The sequence below is a fragment of the Streptomyces nitrosporeus genome (genome assembly GCF_008704555.1).
GTDB lineage: Bacteria > Actinomycetota > Actinomycetes > Streptomycetales > Streptomycetaceae > Streptomyces > Streptomyces nitrosporeus.
This window is the reverse complement of the sequence record NZ_CP023702.1, coordinates 1,373,086-1,393,701: the sequence shown is the minus strand read 5'-3', so window position 1 is coordinate 1,393,701 and position 20,616 is coordinate 1,373,086. Positions and strand designations below refer to the sequence as shown.

Below are 20,616 nucleotides of genomic sequence, written 5' to 3'. Positions count from 1 at the left end.
GGGCCACACCTCTCCGAGGGGCCGGGATTCCGAAGTGGATCTCCGCACACTACCGTTGACCTCACGTCAGGTCGCACACCCGTTTGCATACACCGTGCGCCGGACCGTCCCCTTTTGTCCGGCCGTGATCACCCTTCCGGCAGCGACCGGCGCGAACAGGTCCGAGGAGAGAAGCCCGCGTGAGCACCGTTCTGTTCCGCCGTCCTGCCCGCAGACGGGGCCCCGACATGCCCGACGGCGAGATCAGCCTCCAGGAGCCGCCCACGCTCCCCGAGGCGGAACCCAACACATCCGCCATGTGGATGTACCTGCCGATGGGCCTGACGTCACTCGCCATGCTGATGATGTTCATCCGCCCCGGACAGGTCACCACCTTCAGCTACTTCGCGATCGGCCTGATGCTGCTCTCCTCGGTGGCGATGATCGTCGGCCAGCTGATCCGCAGCGCCGGGGAGCGCAAGCGCAAGCTCAAGGGCGAGCGCCGCGACTACCTGCGGTACCTGGCGCAGACCCGGCGCAAGATCCGCCGCACCGTCGCCGAACAGCAGAAGGCGCTCGCCTGGCGGCACCCCGAACCCGGCGCCCTGTGGGCCCTCGCCGGCACCAGCCGGCAGTGGGAGCGCCGGCCCTCGGACGAGGACTTCGCGGAGGTACGCGTCGCCGTCGGCGAGCAGAAGCTCTCCACCCGCCTCGCCCCGCTGTCCACCAAGCCCGTCGAGGACCTCGAACCGCTCTCCGCGCACGCCCTGCGCAGCTTCATCCGCGCCTACGCCACCGTCCCGGACCAGCCCATCGCCCTCTACCTGCGCGCCTGGTCGCGGATCCTGGTCCAGGGCGACGAGGACCGGGCCCGCGCCCTGGCCAGGGCCCTGGTCGCCCAGCTGGCCACCTTCCACGCACCCGAGGAACTGACCGTCGCCCTCTGCGTCTCGGACACCCGGCGCGCCGACTGGGAGTGGCTGAAGTGGCTTCCGCACGCCCAGCACGCCTACCAGCGCGACGGCGCGGGCACCGCCCGCACCGTCGCCGCGGGACTGGCCGAGCTGGAGGAACTGCTCGGCGCCGACTTCGGCGAACGCCCGCCCTTCGACCCGGAGACGCCACCGGGCCGCGAGGAGCCCTTCACCGTGATCGTCGTCGACGGCGGCTCCGTGCCCGGCGGCCACCGGCTGGAAGGCCCCGGCTACCGCAACGTGGTCGTCGTCGACCTCTCCGGCTCGTTCACCTGGAAGCCCGCCCGCGGCACCCTGCGGCTGCGCCTCCAGGACGACGGCCTGCACCTGGTGCGCACCGACCGCGACCGCAAGGAGCAGACGACACCGATCGGGGAACCCGACGTGCTCGGCCCCGTCGCCGCCCGCGCCCTGGCCGCCCGGCTCGCCCCGTACCGCCTGGGCGGAGGCGTGGTCACCGCCGAGCCCTTCGCCACCGACACCGAACTCACCACCCTGCTCGGCATATCCGACCTGCGCAGCCACGATCCGCAGCGGCTGTTCGGCCGGCCGCTGGAGAGCCGCGAGCGGCTGCGGGTGCCGATCGCCGTCGGCGAGGACGGCATGCCCGTCGCACTCGACATCAAGGAGTCCGCGCAGGGCGGGATGGGCCCGCACGGCATGCTCATCGGCGCCACCGGCTCCGGCAAGAGCGAACTGCTGCGCACCCTGGTCCTGGGCCTCGCCCTGACCCACTCCTCCGAGACCCTCAACCTCGTCCTCGTCGACTTCAAGGGCGGTGCGACCTTCCTCGGCATGGACGCCCTGCCGCACACCTCCGCGGTCATCACCAACCTCGCCGAGGAGACCCCCCTGGTCGGCCGCATGCAGGACGCCCTGCACGGCGAACTCATGCGCCGCCAGGAACTGCTGCGGCGGGCCGGCAACTACTCCTCGGTCCTGGAGTACGAGAAGGCGCGCGCCGCCGGCGCCCCGCTCGCCCCGCTCCCCTCGCTCTTCGTCGTCGTCGACGAGTTCTCCGAGCTGCTGGCCGCGCACCGGGAGTTCATGGACCTCTTCGTGATGATCGGCCGGCTCGGCCGCTCGCTGGGCGTCCATCTGCTGCTCGCCTCCCAGCGGCTGGAGGAGGGGCGCATGCACCAGCTGGAGAGCCACCTCTCCTACCGCATCGGCCTGCGCACCTTCTCCGCCATCGAGAGCCGCGGCGTCCTCGGCGTCCCCGACGCCTACCACCTGCCGCCCACGCCCGGCAGCGGATACCTCAAGAGCGGCGTCGAGGCCCTCACCCGGTTCCGTGCCGCGTACGTCTCCGGCTCGTACACACCGAAGCGGGGCAGCGTCCAGCAGGCGCAGATCGCCCGCCAGGTGGTGCCGTGGGGCACCGGATGGGTGGTGCCGCGGACCCTGCCCGTCACCCCCGACCCGGAACCGGCGGCCACCGGGCCGGACTCCGGCGAGTCCCTCCTCGCGCTGGCCATCGGGCGGCTCCGGGACAGCGGCCCGCCCGCCCACCAGGTGTGGCTGCCGCCGCTCGACGCCCCGCCCGCCCTGGACGCCCTGCTGCCCCCGCTGGTCCCCGACCCCGGCTTCGGCCTCACCTGCGCCGGCTCGCCCGACCGGGGCATGCTGCGCGTCCCCGTCGGCATCGTCGACAAGCCCTTCGAGCAGGTGCGCGACCTGCTCACCGTCGACTTCTCCGGAGCCGGCGGCCACTTCGCCGTCGCGGGCGGGCCGCAGAGCGGCAAGAGCACGGTCCTGCGCACCCTCATCACCTCGCTCGCCCTCACCCACACCCCGCGCGAAGTGCAGTTCTACTGCCTGGACTTCGGTGGCGGCGCGCTCCTGGGCCTGGCCGGGCTGCCGCACGTCGGCGGTGTCGCGGGCCGTCTCGACACCGAGCGGATCTCCCGGACCCTGGCCGAGGTCACCTCGCTGCTCAACCGGCGCGAGGTGTTCTTCCAGGAGCAGGGCATCGACTCCATGTCCACCTACCGCAAGCGGCGCGCGGCCGGGGAGTACCCGGACGAGCCCTTCGGCGACGTCTTCCTCGTCGTCGACGGCTGGTCCACGGTCCGCAACGACATGTTCGACGACGTCGCCGTCTTCAACGGCCTCGCCACCCGGGGCCTCAACTACGGCATCCACCTGATGATCAGCACCGCCCGCTGGGTGGAACTCTCCTCCGCCCTGCGCGACCAGGTGGGAAACCGCCTGGAACTGCGCATGGGCGACCCGATGGACTCCGGTGTCGACATCCGCAAGGCGGGCACCGTCCCCGCCGTGCCGGGCCGCGGACTGAGCCCCGACAAGCTGCACTTCCTCACCGCGCTGCCGCGCATCGACGGCGGTGAGCGGGCGGAGGACCTCACCGACGCCCTCGCGGACCTCGTCGAGGCCGTCGCCGAGAACTGGGACGCCCCCTCCGCGCCGCCGGTCCGCATGCTGCCCGCGCACCTGCCGTCCACCGCGCTCCCGGCCGTGGACGCGGCCCGCCCGCTGCGGATTCCCCTCGGGCTCGACGAGGCGGAACTGGCCCCGGTCTGGCACGACTTCGAGCAGAGCCCGCACCTGATGGTGGTCGGCGACACGGAGAGCGGCAAGACCGGCGCGCTGCGCCTGATCGCCCAGCAGATCATGGCCGCGCACAGCCCGGACGAGGCCCGCGTCCTGGTGGTCGACTACCGCCGCGAACTCGTCGAGGCGGTCCCCGAGGCCTACCGCCTCGGCCATGCCGTCGCCGCCGACCCCCTGCGCGAGCTCGTCGACGGCGTGGGGCGCGCCATGGCCGTCCGCGCACCGGGCGAGGACATCTCACCCGCCCGGATGCGCCGGGCCGACTGGTGGACCGGTCCGCGTCTGTTCGTCCTGGTCGACGACTACGAGATGGTCGGCTCCGCCTTCAACGGCCCCTTCGAACCCCTGCTGCCCCACCTCCCGCTGGGCTTCGAGGTCGGCCTCCACCTCGTCGTCGCCAGGGCCGCGACGGGCGCCTCCCGGATGGACCCCCTGATGCGCAAGCTCCAGGAGGTCAACTCCCCGGCCCTCCAGCTGTCCTGCCCGCCGTCGGAGGGGTACGTCTTCGACAGCGTCAAGCCCCGCAACCTGCCGCCGGGCCGGGCCCTGCGCATCGCCCGCCGCAAGGCCGCGCTCGTACAGCTGGCGACGGCCCGGCAGGCGGAGGGCGGAGCGGGGGAGTGACACCGGGGGCGGAGCAGCGGGTCCGGGGCCTCGCACGGCGGCCGGACCCGGCCCTCCCCGCTCCGGTACGAGCGGGAAGGCGGCTCACCGGACGGCGGCCCGCTCCTCCGCTCCCAGCCGGCCCGGCCGCCACTTCCGGGACCTGCCGCGCGGCAGGACCACCGCCAGGAACGCCACGAGCAGCACCGTCACCACCGCCCCGCCCGCGACCAGCACCGCCATGGCGCGGGCGCGGTGCGTGTCCGGCGCGGCGGGCAGGCGCACCGGGTCGGGCCGGGCGGCCGCCGCCGGAGCGGCGCTCGCGGTGACGCCCGCCACCGCACCGTACGGATCGAGGGCCGGAACATCACCCGGGTAGGCGGTGCGCAGCAGCCGGGACCGCACCTGATCCGCCGTCAGCTCCGGGTGGTAGGCGCGGACCAGGGCCGCCGCGCCCGCCGTCACCGCCGCCGCCATCGAGGCGCCCGACCCCGTCCACTTGCCGTCGCCCACCGGCCCCGGACCGACCAGTGAGTCGCCCGGCGCCGTGAGATCGGCGCGGGTGAAGCCGGGAGCGGAGTCCGGGCGGGTCCCCTGCGGGCCGGTGTCGAGGACCGCCAGCGCCCCGGCCGGGGGATCCGGCGCGGGCCGCGTCGCCGCACCGGAGGCGCCGGCCGGTTCGCTGTCCGCCGCCGCGGGCACGACCACCAGGGCGTCCGCGCGGGCGGCGGCCGCCAGCGCGTCCCGTACCGCCTTGTCCGCGCCGTCCATCGGCGCCGTCACCGTGATCACCCGGGCACCCGCCTCCGCGGCCTCCCGCACACCCGCCGCCAGCCGGGCCGGGTCCGGTTCGCCGCGGGTGCCGGTGCCACGCACCGCGAGGATCCGCGCCTGGGGGGCGACTCCGGCGAAGCCCTGGCCGGGCCGCACGGCACCGGCGATCAGCCCGGCCTGGAAAGTGCCGCGGCCCACGCAGTCCTCGTCCGCGCCACCGAGCGCCTCGACCCGGCCGGCCAGCACGGCGGGCGCGTCGCTCACCCCCGTGCCGACCACCGCGACCGTCACCCCCCGCCCCCGGGAGAGCGCCCACACCTGGTCCAGGGCGAGCGCGTTGCGCGTCCACGGGGCTTTTGAGGTGGCACGCCCCTTGAACGAGGTGCACTTCTGCTGCGCGGAGAGCTGCTCGGGCACACCCGGCAGGACCACCTCGGCCGTATCCCCGTCCTCGGCCGAGGCGGGCGGCCCCGTGAGGCAGGCGAGGGCGGTGGCGAGCAGCAGCGCGGTGGCGGGTCGGCGCATGGGCCGTTCCTCGATTCGGTACAGGATGAGGGGGTTCGGCATACCGGGTCAGCGCGCGGCCGGCAGGTCTTCCGGCAGCAGCAGCCGCAGGTCGTCCAGGCTCGGCGAGGCGACCGCGCTGAGCCGTCCCGCCTGCCGGGTCATCATCTGCTCCAGGGTCTGCCGGGCGAGACGCGCGTTGCCGAACGCCCGGCCCCTGGGCAGCCCGTCGAAGTGGGCGCGCAGGGCACCGGCCGCCCCCGGCGCGCACTCGTAACCGTTGTCGACGGCTGCCTGGCGCACGATGGTGACCAGCTCGTCGCTGGAGTAGTCGGGGAACTCGATGTGGCGCGGGAAACGGGAGGCGAGGCCCGGGTTCGAGCCGAGGAAGCGTTCCATCTCCTCGGTGTAGCCCGCCACGATCACCACGACCTCGTCACGGTGGTCCTCCATCAGCTTCAGCAGGGTGTCCACGGCCTCCTGCCCGAAGTCCGATGAGGAGCCCCCGTGCGGGGTGAGCGTGTACGCCTCGTCGATGAACAGCACACCGCCCAGCGCGCGTTCGAAGACCTCCTTGGTGAGCTGCGCCGTGTGGCCGACCCAGCGCCCCACCAGGTCCGCCCGGGACGCCTCCACCAGCTGGCCGCGCGGCAGCACCCCGAGGGAGCCCAGCAGCTCCCCGTAGAGCCGGGCCACGGTGGTCTTGCCGGTGCCGGGCGGGCCCGCGAAGACCAGATGGTTGCTGATGCGCGGGGCGGGCAGCCCGGCCTCGGCGCGGCGGCGGGCGGCGGCCAGCAGGTTGACCAGGTCGCCGACCTCGCGCTTGACGGCCGCCAGCCCCACCAGCGCGTCCAGCCGCAGCAGCGGATCGTCGCACGTCTCGGCGCCGGGGGCCGCGACCGCCACGTCCTCGGCGGTCAGTACCACCAGGTCGCGCTCGTTCACCTCCGGCAGCCCCGCCAGCCGTGAGGCCTGGCGGTCCACCATCTCCTCGAACACCTTCCGCGCGGTACGGCCGTTCCCGAAACCGGCGTCGCGCGGGATGGCGTCGAAGTGCGTGCGCAGCGCGGTGCGCGTCGCGGGCTCCAGCTCGTAGCGGTGCCCGGTGCACATCCGCTCGACGATGGTGACCAGCTCGTCCGAGGTGTAGTCGGTGAACTCCACACTGCGGGTGAAACGCGAGGTCAGACCTGGATTGGAGGCCAGGAAGCCGGTCATCTCCTTCGGGTAGCCGGCCGCCACGACCACCACGTCCTCCCGGTGGTCCTCCATGAGCTTCACCAGGGTGTCGACGGCCTCCCGGCCGAAGTCGGCACCGGAGCCGCCGCCGTCGGTGACGAGCGTGTACGCCTCGTCGATGAACAGCACCCCGCCCAGCGCCCTGGTGAACGCCTCGGTGGTCTTGATCGCGGTCCCGCCGACGACCTGCGCCACCAGGTCGGCCCGCGAGACCTCCACCAGGTGCCCGGAGCGCAGCACCCCGAGCGAGGCCAGGATCGACCCGTAGAGCCGGGCCACGGTGGTCTTGCCGGTGCCGGGCGGACCCGCGAAGACCAGATGGCGGCTCATGGGCGGCGCCGGCATGCCGAGGCTGGCGCGCCGCTGGGCCAGCCGGTTCAGATTGATCAGGGTCAGGACCTGCTGCTTCACGTCGTCGAGACCGATCAGCGACTGGAGTTCGGCCACCGGCCCGGTGCCCTTCTCCGGCTCGGACGCCAGGGGCACCGTTCCGCCGGGCAGCCGCCCGTCGCCCGCCGCCTCGGCCCCGGCGGCACTGCCCCAGGCGTCCGGCACGCCGTTGCCCGCGCTGGTCAGGCCCTCGACGGCGAGCCGGTCGCCCGGCACGGCCTGACGCAGCCCGCTGCCCCGGTTGTCCCGGACCACGCAGCCGATCAGCGACACCGGATCGGCGCCCTCGACCCGTACGCCGTCGGCGCCGGACCCGGACACCTCGCACGCGTTCAGCGAGGCCCGCGCCCCCGCGGCGACCAGCACCCCGTGCTCTGCCGCACCGGTGATCCGCGCCCGCGCGGCGGACAGTTCACCCTCCGCCTCGACCAGGACGCCCGCTCCGGCCGCCGCGTCGACGGAGGTGTCGCGCAGGGTGAGCGTGCCGAGGGCGCCGACGTGGACGCCGGCCCCGCCCGTGGCGCGCAGTGTGCCGCCGCCGACGTACAGGTTGCCGTGGCCCAGCACGTGCACGGCGGACCCGCCGGAAGCCTCGACGACACACTCCTCCAGCCGCCCCCGCCCGTCCTTGAGGACCTCCACCCCGTGCGAGGCGGACCGGGTGACGACCGCACGGCGCAGCAACGGGTTGGCGCCGGCCCGCACGACGATCCCGGACGCCCCCGAGTCCCGCACCTCCAGCCGGTCCAGCTCGGCGGCCGAGTCCTCGTCGAGCAGCACCCCGACGGCCTTCGCGTCCTGTACCAGGGTCCCGGTCATCACCGGCGACGAGAACCCGTTCACCCGGATGCCCGCGTCCTGGGCGGCGGCGAACACACAGTCCTTGAAGACGCCCCGGCTGCGCTCCGTCACCAGCAGCCCGTGCCCGGCGGTCCGTTCGGTGCGGCAGCCGGTCACGGTGGGGGAACTCCCGGCCCCCAGCACGAACCCGTGCCCGGTGGTGTCGGTGACCTTCACCTCCTCCAGCACGGTGGGCCCGGTGGAGCTGACGTACACCCCCACGACCGCTTCGCGGACCGTGCCGCGCACCATCCGCGCGCTGCTGTCCTCCTCGACGGCGACCCCGGGTTTGTCGGCCGCGGATATCTCGCAGTCCTCCAGGAGCACATGTGCCTGACCGTTCGTCAGCACGCCGTTGCCCCGGGTGTCGCGCAGCCGGCTGCCGCGCACGGTGATCCGCCCGCGTTCCCCGGCCACCACCGCGGACGTGCCCAGGTGCTCGACGAGGCAGTCCTCCAGGAAGCTCTCGTTCGCGGAGGTCGACACCATGCCCGCCCCCGCCGGATTGCTCACCCGGCACTCGCGCAGCGCCAGGGAACCGCTGCCGCGCGCGAAGAGCGCCGCCCAGGAGGAGCCGTGCACCTCGCACCGGTCCATCGCGATCTGTCCGCGCGGCACGTCGACCACCGGCAGCTCGTCGTCGTGGCCGCGCAGCACCAGGTCACTGACCATCAGGGCGTCGCCGGTGAGGGTCAGCGCGGTCCCGCGCCGGGGCGCGAGCTCCGCGGTGCCGGGCCCGTCGGCCGCGGTCAGGGTGATAGCGGCGGAGACGGTGAGGGCCTCCTCGTACCGGCCGGGCCCGACGCTGACGATGGCTCCGGTACGAGCTTGTGCGACGGCCTCCGCGACGGTGCGGAAATCGCCCGAACCGTCCGCTGCGACGGTGAGCACCTGGCGTGACACGTAACTGACCTCCCGGACCCCGGGGCCGGTGGGGCGACGGGGGCACGCGGCATGTGGTGGGGCTTGTGGAACGGGTGTGCCCATCATGCCTGTTGCCGCAGGTCGACCGCCATCGAGGTCCGCGGAACACGGCACACCGGCCGTTCACCGCACGGCGCCCGGAGGGAGCACGCGGCGAACGGCCGGTGGCCCGGAGGGACCGCCGGCACGACCCGGAACCCCGGACGCCCCGCCGCACCCGCCGGGACGGGCCCGCGGAGGAACGGGGCGGGCGGGCACTCTGCCCCGGGCCCGTGCCGCTCGAACCTCGCACCCGCGACGCATTGCGCACCGGAACCCGGCCGGGCCGTGTTCCGGACCATGCGGGACAGGGTCAGGCGGGGGGCGGCACGCGTGTGTGTGCCGCCCCCCGCCGGTGGGTGCCGGGATTCAGTTGAGGGTCAGGAAGGAGCCCGCCCCGTTGCCGTACTCGATCCAGGCGCCGGACCGGGCGTCCGCCGGGACGCCGGACCAGGCGGCGGTCAGGCCGGCCGGCACGCCGGGGGTGACGCGGGCCCGGCCGGGCGTGACCGTGACCTTGCCGGTGGCGGGGCTGTCCGCGGTGACGTGGTTCGCCTGGTAGGTGTACGGGGTGACGGTCTCCTCGTCGGCCCCCATGGCGACCAGGGACACGAAGAGGGCGTCGGCCGCGGGATGCGGCACGGTGATGGTGACCGTTCCGTCGCTGTCGGGGACGGCGATCCGGACGTCCTGGAGGATCCCGTCGACCTTGCTGCCCCACAGGACGCCCGTGATCGTGTCCTCCGCCGCGTCGAAGCGGACCGTGATCTGCGACGCCTTGGCACCGGACGGGATCTCGGCGTCGTAGGAGACCTCCTGCATCTGGGACAGGGTGCCCTTGGTGACCGGTGAGGAGACCGGTCCGTAGGCGGTGGCCGTCAGGGTGCTGGTGGCCGGGGTGACCGAGAACCCGGTCGAGCCGCTGGAGCCGGAGCCCTTGATCTCGGCGGGGGCGCGGACGGTCTGCGGGGTGACGACGATCGGGCTGCGCACGGTGGTGCGGCCGGAGGTCCAGGTGAGGGAACCGGTGTCGACGCGTCCCGCGGGCGCGGTGGTCACGTCGAGGGTGACGGTGAAGGTGCGCTTCTGGCCGGGGTGGCTGAAGTGCAGTACGGACGGGCTGACCGTGGCCTTGATGCCGGGGAGGTCCACCCGGGCGCGGTAGGTGCCGGCCGCGGTCGCGGTGACGGTGCGGGTGACGGTCTGCTTGCCGAAGAGGTCACCGATGGCTATGGACGGGTAGTTGAGGTCGCTCGGGTCGACGGCCTCGACGCCGGTTCCGGTGTCCACGCCGGAGCCCTCGAGATACGCGAGCCAGTCCCGCTCACCCGAGTCGTAGACGAGTCCGGGCCGCAGCATGGCCCGTGCGTCCACCTCGCCGGCGCCCTGCGCGAAGGCGTCGACGCTGTTCCTGCCGTCCGCGGTCTTCGTCGGTGTGGCGGTGGTCATCATGGCCGACTTGATGCTCATCGGGGACCAGGTGGGGTGCTCCGAGAGGTGGAGCGCCGCCAGGCCGCTGATGTGCGGGGTCGCCATGGAGGTGCCGGAGTAGTAGTCGAAGTCGCGGCCGTGGTTGCCGTCCGGGGACACGGCCGCGAGGATCGTGGCGCCGGGCGCGGTGATGTCGGGCTTGAGCAGGTCGCCGTTGCCGACGAGCGAGGGGCCGCGCGAGGAGAAGCCGGCCACCTGCGGGTAGGCGTCCGAGGCGCCTCCCTCGGTGAGGGTGGCAGTGGCTCCGCTGGTGGCGGCGTAGGTGCGCACGGGGGCCGCGTCCGCGTGGTCGAGGTGGACGGCCGGCACGCTGTGCAGGTCGCCGTCCGTGCTCTCGTCGCCGGGGTTCACCAGGACGAGGCCGATGCCGCCGGCCCGCTCGACCTCGGCGGACTTGTCGGTGCGGCCGTTGAAGCCCCGTTCGCAGACGACGATCTTCCCGGCCGTGCGGGCGGGGTCGAGGGAGTCCGGCATGCAGTAGTCCGCGTAGACGTCCACGGTGTCCGGGACCCGGACCGCGGAGCCCAGGACGAGCGGGGCGGGGCCGACCTGCCGGTGCACGGTGGTGCTGATGCCGGTGTGGCGCGCGCCGTTGCCGAGCGCCACCGTGCCGGTGTGCGACTTGACGGTGCCGGCGGCGACCGTGGTGGTCCAGGGCGCGGTGTTGGAGAGACTGGACGCTCCCGGGCCGGAGTTGCCCGCGGCGGTGGCTACGAAGACTCCGGCCGCGGCGGCGTTGCGGAGCGCGACCTGCGCCGGGTCGTCGTACGCGCTCTCGAACGTGGCGCCGAGCGAGTAGTTGATGACGTCCACGCCGTCGGCGACGGCCTGGTCGATGGCGGCGACGAGGTCGCTGGTCAGACCACCGTCCGCCTCGCCGTCCTTGCTCTGCCAGAGGGCCTTGTAGACGGCGATGGCGGCCGCGGGGGCCACGCCGGAGACGGTGCCGAGGTCCTCACCGCCGGCCGTGGCGCGGACGTCGGCGTTGCCGGCCGCGGTGGACGCCGTGTGGGTGCCGTGGCCCTGGCTGTCGCGCGGGGAGACATAGCCGGCCCGGTTGGACTCCGGAACGATGTCGAGCCAGGCCTTGCCGAAGTAGCGGGCGCTGATGACCTTCTCGTTGCAGGCCGCGGCGGTGAAGCTGTCGCCGGTCTGGCAGGTTCCCTTGAAGGTGGCGCCGTCCGCCTTGTGCATCACGGTGGTCGTGCCCACGCGGTAGGGGCGGTGGCGGTCCTTCGGACCGGGCTCGCGTGAACTCAGGGCCGGGGCGGCGAAGGAGGGGTTCTCGGGCCAGACGCCCGTGTCGATGTCGCCGATGACGATGCCCTTGCCGGCTTCGGCGGTCCCGTCGAGGGCCTTCCACAGCCCCCTGCGGCCGGAGAGGCCGAGGAAGTCGGTGGAACTCCGGTCGTCGGTGGCGTGGTGGAAGCGGTCGGGGGCGATGTGCACGACGCTCCCGGTATGGGCGAGGCGCACCAGTTGGCGGGCGTCGAGCCGGGCGCTGAAGGTGTTGGTGGTGACCGCGTAGTGCTGCCGGACGGTGGCGCCGACCTTCTTGGCGACGCGGGTCTGCTGGTCCGTCAGGTGGGTGCGGTACCGCTTGGCGGCGGCCGACGCGACGTCGAGCTTGCCGCCCCGGGCGGGCTTCGTGGCGGGGAGGTCGTCCACCCCGCCGTCGTAGGTGACCAGGGGCTCGTCGGCGAGGGTGACCAGATAGGTGCCGGTGGCGGATTCCGCGGCCGGAGCGGCGGCGAGGACGGCGGTGGCGGTCGTGGCGAGGGGAAGGCTGAGCGCGGTGAGGCCGGTGGTGAGCAAGGCGACGAGGGCGGCTCGCCGGTTGCGCGACGTTCTTCGCGGCAGGAGTGGCACGGACTCTCCTCGTGGGTTTCCATGCGCGCCGGAGAGACGAGCGGATGCTCGCCTGCGGCGTGCGCTGGGTGGCGGGGATCTCCGAACCGCCTGGCACCAAGGGCGACTGACGGGCGGTCCGGGACGGATGAACGCTGTTTCTTCCCTGTATCAGGTGGTTTGACTGGCCGGGAAGACCTTCGCGATCACATATGCCATGCGCGCGACAATGAGGTGGCCGGTTGAACACACCGGAAATCCCTCGGAGCGGGAACCGGGCCGCCCCCGTGCATGCGGTGGTTTCCGCGGCCGGAGCACCCGAGAGGGGCTCCGGCCGCGGAAGCACTGGTGGTGAGCGGGACCGGTCAGCCGATGGCGATCTGGTCGACCAGGAAGACGGTCGGCAGGTAGGTGTCTTCGGTGCCGGCGAACTCCAGCTTCACCGCCTGGCCCTTGTAGGCGGACAGGTCGACGGTCTTCTGGACGTATCCGGAGCTCGCGTTGGCGTTGGAGTAGGTGGCCAGCGTGGTGCCGTTGATCTTGACCTTGAGGGTGTCGTAGGCGACGTAGCCGGACTCCTGGGTGGAGACCTTCAGCGAGAACGTGAGCTTCGGGGCGCCGGTGGCGGGCACCGCGATGTTCGACTGGGACACGGACTCGACGGCGTCGGCGCCGTAGCCCATCATCCAGGCGTACCAGGACCCGTCGCGCGCCGGCTGCAGAGACGAGTTGGTGATGATGTTGTCGCTCTGGGTCCAGCCGCTGGTGCCCTGCTCGAAGCTGCCGTTGGTCAGCGCGTTTCCGCCGGGGGGGTCGGTCGGATCGGTCGGACCGGGGGTGGGGGTGCCGTTGCCGGGGTCGGGCAGGGCGGTGCCGACGCTGACGGCCGCCCACGCCTTGGAGACGAGGTACCTCTCCTGGGAGTTGGTGCCGTACAGATCGGCGGCGGCCTGCAGAGTGGCGGTGCGGGCGCCGGCGTAGTTGGTACTGGAGGTCATGTAGGCGGACAGCGCGCGGTACCAGACGGCGGCGGCCTTGTCCTTGCCGATACCCGCGAAGGTGTCGTTGTTGCAGGTGGTTCCGTTGTGCGAGCGTCCGCCGATGGTCTTCGCGCCGGTGCCTTCGGAGGCCAGGTAGAAGAAGTGGTTGGCGATGCCGGAGGAGTAGTGGACGTCCGCCGAGCCCGCGCCCGAGTTCCAGCAGGAGAGCGATTTCCCGTCGGCGGAGGGGTTGTCCATCCGGCGCAGGTAGCCGCTGGACATGTTGAGCTTCTCACCGATGTAGTAGTCGCCCGGATCGGCGGTGTTGTCGGCGTAGAACTCGACCATGGTGCCGAAGATGTCGCTGGTGGCCTCGTTGAGACCGCCGGACTCGCCGGAGTAGGTGAGGTTGGCGGTGGCGGCGGTGACGCCGTGGCTCATCTCGTGGCCGGCCACGTCGACCGCGGTCACGGGCGTGTTGCCGTTCTGCGAGGAGCCGTCACCGAAGTACATGCAGAAGCAGTTGTCGTCGTAGAACGCGTTGACCAGGTTGGTGTCGACGTGTACGTAGGCGGGGGCTCCGCGGCCGTCGTTGCGGATGCCGGAGCGGTTGAAGGAGCTCTTGTAGTAGTCCCAGGTCTTCGCCAGGCCGTAGGAGGCGTCCACCGCGGCGCTCTCGCGGCTGGACGCGGTGCCGTTGCCCCAGGAGTTGGAGGTCTTGGTGAAGGCCCTGGCGTTCTGTCTCGGGTTCGACTGCGGACTGTTGTAGGAGTCGTAGACGATCGTGCCGCCGTGCGCCGCGTCGGTGAGGGTGTAGCCGCTGCCGGTCTGGGTGGTCTCGATGGAGACCTGGCCGACGGTGACGCCGTTGCCGGTGCCCGTGACACTCTGGTGCAGTTCGTACTGGTCCAGCAGCGCACCGCTGTCGGCGTCCACGATCACCGCCTCCCGCGAGGCCGGGCCGGTCTCGCCCGCGCCGGTGACGGTCGAGCGGTAGGCGAGGACGGGGATCTTGCCCGCCGCGTACACCACCAGGGTGCTGTCCTTGCTGCCGGCCTTCGCCTTCTTCACGTGCTTGGCGTGCTTCACGGCCTTGGCCGAGGCGTCGGCCGCCGTCAGCTTCGGCGTGGTGCGGGTGACCCGGATCGCGCCCTGGTGCGCCAGGTCCGAGCCGGTGATCCTGCCGTCCCCGGTGAGGTGGACGACCAGGTCGCCGCCGATCACGGCCAGGCCGTCGTAGGTGCGGTCGTAACGCACGTGCCGGGAGCCGTCGGCGTCGATCAGCACGTCCTTGGCCACCAGGCGCTCGTCGGGGCCGAGGCCGAGTTCGCGGGCGGTCGCGGCGGCGTTCCGGCCGGCCGTGCGTATCGCCTCGCTGCGCGTGTCGGCCGTCATCGCCCGGAAGCCGGCGCCGGGCTGGGCGGCGGAGGCGCCGGCGGCCGCGGCGGACTGGGGGACGGCGGTGGACTGGGTTGTCACCAGGGTCACGGAGCCCAGTGCGAGGGCTGCCGCGACACCGGCAGCCAGAGCGTTCTTTCGGTACATGACAATCCTTCCGCCGGACCTCGTCGGGGAGTTGCCGCAGGACGTCGCCTGGAGTGCGGGGGGTGTTCGGCGGCAGTTGGCCCGGCTGTGGCCATGAGGCTAGAGACGCGGAGAGCGGCCGGCATCGGGGCAACCCCTTGATCTGGACGGGGAGCCCCGGCGGGCGCACCATGGCCCGATGCCAGACTCTGCGATGTGGACGAACGCCTCCCACCAGGCCGGTTCCGTGCTGCCGGTGGTGCCGGAAGGCGGAGGCGGCACCCGCCGGGTAGTCCTGTTCGGGCCGCCCGGAAGCGGCAAGACCACCGCGGCCGGTGCCCTGGGACGGCAGTCGGGCCTGCCGGTCCTACGGCTGGCCCCGGGCCCACAGGACGCCCGGGTCGCCTGTGCCGGGCTGCTCGAACTCGCGCTTGCCCTGCCGGCCCTGCCGGCCGCGCGGGAGCTGACGGCGGCACTCGACGGGACCGCCGGCCGGTCCGGCTCTCCGGACGAGGCCGGCCGGGCACTCCGGCTGCGCCGCCTGACCGCTGCTCTGCTGCGGGAGGCACCGCCCGTGACGCTGGTGGTGGACAACGCCCAGTGGCTGGACCACGCCAGTGCGGCCGTCCTGGGCTGGGCGCTGCGCCTGACCCCGGACCTTCCCGTCATCGCGGTCGAGCGCGTCTGGCGCCCGGGAGCCGCGGGCCACTGGTGCGGCGAGGACACCTGCGCGGTGCGCATCCCGCCCCTGACGACCCCTCAGATAGCGGCCTTGCTGTCCCCGTACCGGCTCGCCCCCCGCGAGGTGGCGCGCATCCACGCCCACAGCGGCGGGAACCCGGCCCTGGCCCTGGCGCTGGCCGACGCCTCGCGGCCGCTCGCGGACCGGGAGGGTGAGAGCGAGTCGGCCCTGCCGCCGACGGCCCGCCGGCTGGTGGGCGAGTGGCTGGGCGAGGTACCGGCCCAGGTGCAGGAACTGCTGACGTTCGCCGCACTGGACGACCGGCCCGACCTCGAACTGCTCGGCCGCCTCGCCGGCCCGGCCGCCGAGTCCCTCCTCGCCCAGGCCGAGGCAGCGGGACTGTTCGACATCGGACGGGCGAACGGGAGCGTGCGGTTCACCGCCTCCGCGATCGGCACGGAACTCGTGACGCGGCTGCCGGGCGACGCGCGCAGACTTCTGCACGCCCGCCTGGCCGAGGCCAGCCACGACAGCGTCCGCCGCGACCGGCACACCGTGCTGGCCGCCGATGTCACCGATCCGCGGTCGGCCCACCGCGCGGCCCGCGCTGCCGTACGCGCCCGGCAGCGCGGCGACCACGCGCTCGCCGCGGAACTCTCCTTCCTCGCAGCCCAGCGCACCTCGCACGACCACGGCGAACTCTTCACCGAACGGGCCCTGACCGCCGTACGCGACGCCGCCCACTACGGTGACCTCCCCCGCGGCCGGGCCGCCGCCCGCCTCGTCCTGGGTCACGACGCCACCCCCGAGCAGTGCGTCGATGCCCTCATCACCCTGATCGACGCGAGCGGCCGGCACCTGCACGGCGCTGACGAACTGTTCGCCGCCGCGCTCCACACGGCGGCCGGACGACCCGGCCTCACCGCGCAGGTCCTCATCCGCCAGTCCATCTGGGCCAACGTCAGCGAGGGTGACCCCCGCCGGGCGTGTGCCCTGGCCGGCCAGGCCACCGCCCTCGCCGAGACCGTCGGCGACACCACCACCACCGTCATGGCCCTCACGATGCAGGCCCGGCTCCAGCGCGTCCTCGGCCACACCGACGCCGAGACCACGCTCGGCCGCGCCCTGTCCCTGCCACGCGCCGCCTCCATCCCGGTGAACGGCACACCCCAGCACCTCGCCGCCCGGCACGCCCTCTTCGACGACCGCCCCGACGAGGCCCGCACCGTGCTGCTCCCCCTGCTCGTCGAAGCCGAGCGGGCGGGAGACGCCGAGGCGACCGTGGACATCCTGCGCAGCCTCGCCGAGGCCGAACTCCGCGCCGGACGCTGCGCCAGAGCGCTCCACCACGCCGACCGCGCCCAGGCGCTGACCGACGGGACCGCGCTGTCGGCCGCACCGGCCTGCTACACCTCCGCCCTCGTCGCGGGCACCGCCCGGCGCACCGACCTCGCCCTCGTCCACGCGCGCCGCGGAGTCGACACCGCCCGGCAGGAGGACAACAAGGTCTTCCTCTCCCGCAACCTCTTCGCCCTCGGCCACCTGCTCCTGGCCACCGGCCGCCCCAAAGAAGCCCTGGAGGTCCTGGAAGAGGTCCGCGCCCTGGAGGAGCTCCAGCAGGTCGGCGATCCGTCGGTCCTGCGCTGGCACCCCGAACTCGCCGAGACCTTCGTCGCCCTCGGCCGCCTCGACCAGGCACAGAGCCTGCTGGACGACACCCGCCGCACCGCGGACGAACTCGGCAGGGACGCGGTCATCCCTCCGCTCGAACGCGTCCAGGCGCTCCTGGACGCCGCCCGCGGCCACTACGACACCGCGGCCCGGCGCCTCACCGACGCGGCCGACCGCCTCCGTCACCTTCCCCTCGAACGGGGCCGGACCCTCCTGGCGCTCAGCCACACCGAGCGACGCGGACGCCGCCGCGCCAGCGCCCGCATCGCCGCGCAGCGCGCCGCCGACCTCTTCACCGTGCACCAGGCCCACCCCTGGGCCGAAACCGCCGTGCACACCCTCGGCCGGCTGGAAGCCACCCCCACGGACCACAACGCCCGCCCCCGCCTGACCCCGGCCGAACAGCGCTGCGCCGAACTCGCCGCTGCCGGAGCGAGCAACCGCGACATCGCCACCGCCCTCACCGTCAGCGTCAAGACGGTCGAAGCGACCCTCACCCGCGTCTACCGGAAACTCGGCCTGCACTCACGCTTCCAGCTGGCGCACACCGTCACACCAGCACGTGAGTGACCCCGCCCGTACCGCTGCGGGAACCGCCGGGCCCAGCCGCGTACCGGGCGACGGCGCCGGGCCCGCACCACCGATCGGGTCCGCCGCCGGCAGGCGGGCGGCCTCCGGGCCGCAGCACGGCGTCGTTTCGGGGTCACGGGGTGCCGGCACGCGCGGTCGCGCGGGTCCAGGTGTTCATGATGATGAAGGTCTTGGTGCCCTCCACCTTGCCGGTCCGGCGCACGGCGTTGATCACCTGCTGAAGATGCTTCACGTCCCGGACCCAGAGCTTGAGCAGCGCGTCGGAGGTGCCTGCGATGCTGTGGCTCTCCTCGATCTCCGGGATGCTCTCGGAGATGCCCTCGATCTCGTCGCTGTCGGTCGCGCCGAGCAGGCGGATCTCGATGAACGCCTGAAGCATGCCCGCCCGGCTGTCCTCGATGACCGCGGTGTAGCCGCGGATCACACCCTCCCTCTCCATACGCTCGATGCGGCGCGCGCACGGAGCCGCCGAGAGTCCCACAGCACGCGCGATCTCCGACACGGGCGCTCGCCCGTCCTTGCGGAGGATGTTCAGTATGTGACGGTCGATCGCGTCCACGGCCAACTCCCCGAATCATGCGCGCCACGCACACGTCACGCGCCCAAAGGCCCACTGCTCGTTATGGACCGAGTGAATCACGCTCGACATGTGCGTGATGATGCTCGGCCTATCGTCCGGGGAACGTCGCCCTGCCATCGTCATGGCGTCCGGGGGATCCCCGGCAGGAGGCCCGCACCGGCCAACCCCTACGGCGCGGACTCCGACCAGGTGACAGGTGCGCGGGTATCCCCAGCACCCCGCGGCCGGCCCCACATCCTGGGGCCGGCCGGGTACCGGACCAGGCCCACCAGCAGCGATCACCGCGCCGGCGCACGGGGAAGCGCCGCCATCGACGCGATCTCCGCGTAGCCGCGACCGTCCGCTGGGCCGTGGAGCGTGGCTCGTAGCCCGCCGCAAGCCCAAAGTCCCAGAGAAGTCCCAGACATGCTGCCGCACCCCTCCTTGACCCGCTAAATGGCAGGTCAGACGGGGTGCGGCGGCATCGCCGTATCAGATGTCCCGGAAGATCTCGATCTGCGCGCCGACCGAGTTCAGCCGCTCCGCGAGCTCCTCGTAACCCCGGTTGATCACATACACGTTGCGCAGCACCGAGGTGCCCTCGGCCGCCATCATCGCCAGCAGGACCACCACCGCCGGGCGCAGGGCCGGCGGGCACATCATCTCGGCGGCGCGCCAGCGGGTCGGGCCCTCGACCAGGACCCGGTGCGGGTCGAGGAGCTGGAGCCGGCCGCCGAGGCGGTTGAGGTCGGTGAGGTAGATGGCGCGGTTGTCGTAGACCCAGTCGTGGATCAGGGTCTGGCCGTGCGCGGTGGCGGCGATGGCCGCGAAGAACGGCACGTTGTCGATGTTCAGCCCCGGGAAGGGCATCGGGTGGATCTTGTCGATCGGCGCCTCCAGCTTGGAGGGCCGGACCGTCAGGTCCACCAGCCGGGTGCGGCCGTTGTCCGCGGCGTACTCCGGGGTGCGGTCGCAGTCGATGCCCATCTCCTCCAGGACCGCGAGCTCGATCTCCAGGAACTCGACCGGTACCCGGCGGATCGTCAGCTCCGACTCCGTCACGACCGCCGCCGCCAGCAGGCTCATCGCCTCGACCGGGTCCTCGGAGGGGGAGTAGTCGACGTCCACGTCGATCTCCGGCACACCGTGCACGGTCAGGGTCGTCGTGCCGACGCCGTCGACGCGTACGCCGAGCGCCTCCAGGAAGAAGCACAGGTCCTGGACCATGTAGTTGGAGGAGGCGTTGCGGATGACGGTCGTGCCCTCGTTGCGGGCGGCGGCCAGGAGGGCGTTCTCGGTGACCGTGTCCCCGCGTTCGGTCAGCACGATCGGGCGGGCCGGCCGGACCGAGGGGTCGACCTGGGCGTGGTACAGCCCGTCGGTCGCCGCGATCTCCAGGCCGAAGCGGCGCAGGGCGATCATGTGCGGCTCGATGGTGCGCGTGCCGAGGTCGCAGCCGCCGGCGTACGGCAGCGTGAAGCGCTCCGTGCGGTGCAGCAGCGGGCCCAGGAACATGATGATGGAGCGGGTCCGGCGGGCGGCGTCCGCGTCGATGGCCGCCAGGTCCAGCTCGGCGGGCGGCAGGATCTCCAGGTCGACGCCGTCGTTGATCCAGCGGGTGCGCACCCCGATGGAGTTGAGGACCTCCAGCAGCCGGAAGACCTCCTCGATACGGGCGACCCGGCGCAGGACGGTACGGCCCTTGTTGAGCAGCGAGCCGCAGAGCAGGGCGACGCAGGCGTTCTTGCTCGTCTTCACGTCGATGGAACCGGAGAGCCGGCGTCCGCCGACCACCCGCAGGTGCATGGGCCCGGCATAGCCGAGCGACACGATCTCGCTGTCGAGGGCTTCGCCGATCCGGGCGATCATCTCAAGACTGATGTTCTGATTGCCGCGCTCGATGCGGTTGACGGCGCTCTGGCTGGTGGCGAGCGCCTCGGCGAGCTGTGTCTGCGTCCAGCCCCGGTGCTGGCGGGCGTCACGGATGAGCTTGCCGATACGTACGAGGTAGTCGTCTTCCATGAACCGAACGCTATCTCAGATATGAGATGAGGTTTGCGTCGGGGGTGTGATCGGTGGGTGAAAAGACGGTGGCTCGCGATGCGGGAGGGGCGGTGCCGCCCCTGGTCCCGCCGCTCTCCTGAAGGTCGGTCATGCCTTCGGGGGCGGCCTCCGGAGTTCGGCCGAACGGGTGGCGCGCCGGGTCCTGGCGCGTGGGCCGGTCCGGCGTGTCGGTGCCCTCGGGGTGCGGGGAGGGGGCGCCCGGAGGTGGGGGGGGCGGGTGTTCGGGGGCACGGGAAGGGGCCCCGGATGGCCCGGATGGCCCGGGTGGTAGGGGGAGGGGGCTTCCGGGGCGGCGGAGGGGGAATCCGAGCGGTGGGGGCGCCAAGGGGGCCTGGAGGGCGGCCGGAGTCGTGGCCCGACCGGTGT

8 protein-coding genes are annotated in these 20,616 nt (G+C 73.0%); 2 read left to right on the top strand and 6 right to left on the bottom strand.

All coding sequences use genetic code 11. The features are described from left to right. The first annotated feature begins 179 nt into the window (after positions 1–179). Complete coding sequence (gene eccCa / locus CP967_RS06010) at positions 180–4,151, top strand: type VII secretion protein EccCa (RefSeq protein WP_150486950.1); 3,972 nt, start codon at positions 180–182, stop codon at positions 4,149–4,151. 84 nt (positions 4,152–4,235) lie between these two features. On the opposite strand, the gene CP967_RS06005 is transcribed toward eccCa, so the two are convergent. The 4 genes from CP967_RS06005 to CP967_RS05990 all read right to left on the bottom strand — a co-directional run bounded on the left by CP967_RS06005 (position 4,236) and on the right by CP967_RS05990 (position 14,704). Beyond that, on the bottom strand, positions 4,236–5,429 hold the full coding sequence (locus CP967_RS06005; protein WP_150486949.1) for a S8 family serine peptidase: 1,194 nt from the start codon (positions 5,427–5,429) through the stop codon (positions 4,236–4,238). A 48-nt stretch (positions 5,430–5,477) separates the two neighbouring features. After that, a complete protein-coding gene (locus tag CP967_RS06000; protein ID WP_229888481.1) occupies positions 5,478–8,780 on the bottom strand; it encodes a right-handed parallel beta-helix repeat-containing protein in 3,303 nt (1,100 codons plus the stop codon). A gap of 429 nt (positions 8,781–9,209) precedes the next feature. Then, positions 9,210–12,200 carry a S8 family serine peptidase gene (locus CP967_RS05995; RefSeq protein ID WP_229888480.1) on the bottom strand — a complete coding sequence of 997 codons (2,991 nt, stop codon included), beginning with the start codon at positions 12,198–12,200 and terminating at the stop codon, positions 9,210–9,212. 344 nt (positions 12,201–12,544) lie between these two features. Further along, positions 12,545–14,704 carry a M4 family metallopeptidase gene (locus CP967_RS05990; RefSeq protein ID WP_150486948.1) on the bottom strand — a complete coding sequence of 720 codons (2,160 nt, stop codon included), beginning with the start codon at positions 14,702–14,704 and terminating at the stop codon, positions 12,545–12,547. A 178-nt stretch (positions 14,705–14,882) separates the two neighbouring features. Here CP967_RS05990 and CP967_RS05985 point away from each other — a divergent pair, with 178 nt between their 5' ends. Continuing rightward, positions 14,883–17,606 (top strand): helix-turn-helix transcriptional regulator, encoded by a 2,724-nt coding sequence (locus CP967_RS05985; RefSeq protein ID WP_150486947.1) that lies wholly within the window; start codon positions 14,883–14,885, stop codon positions 17,604–17,606. A 133-nt stretch (positions 17,607–17,739) separates the two neighbouring features. On the opposite strand, the gene CP967_RS05980 is transcribed toward CP967_RS05985, so the two are convergent. Next, the gene (locus CP967_RS05980) at positions 17,740–18,186 is read right to left on the bottom strand and encodes an Lrp/AsnC family transcriptional regulator (RefSeq protein WP_229888479.1); all 447 of its coding nucleotides are present in this window, start codon (positions 18,184–18,186) and stop codon (positions 17,740–17,742) included. Positions 18,187–18,678: 492 nt separating this feature from the next. Continuing rightward, on the bottom strand, positions 18,679–20,208 hold the full coding sequence (locus CP967_RS05975; protein WP_150486945.1) for a helix-turn-helix domain-containing protein: 1,530 nt from the start codon (positions 20,206–20,208) through the stop codon (positions 18,679–18,681). Positions 20,209–20,616: the final 408 nt, after the last annotated feature.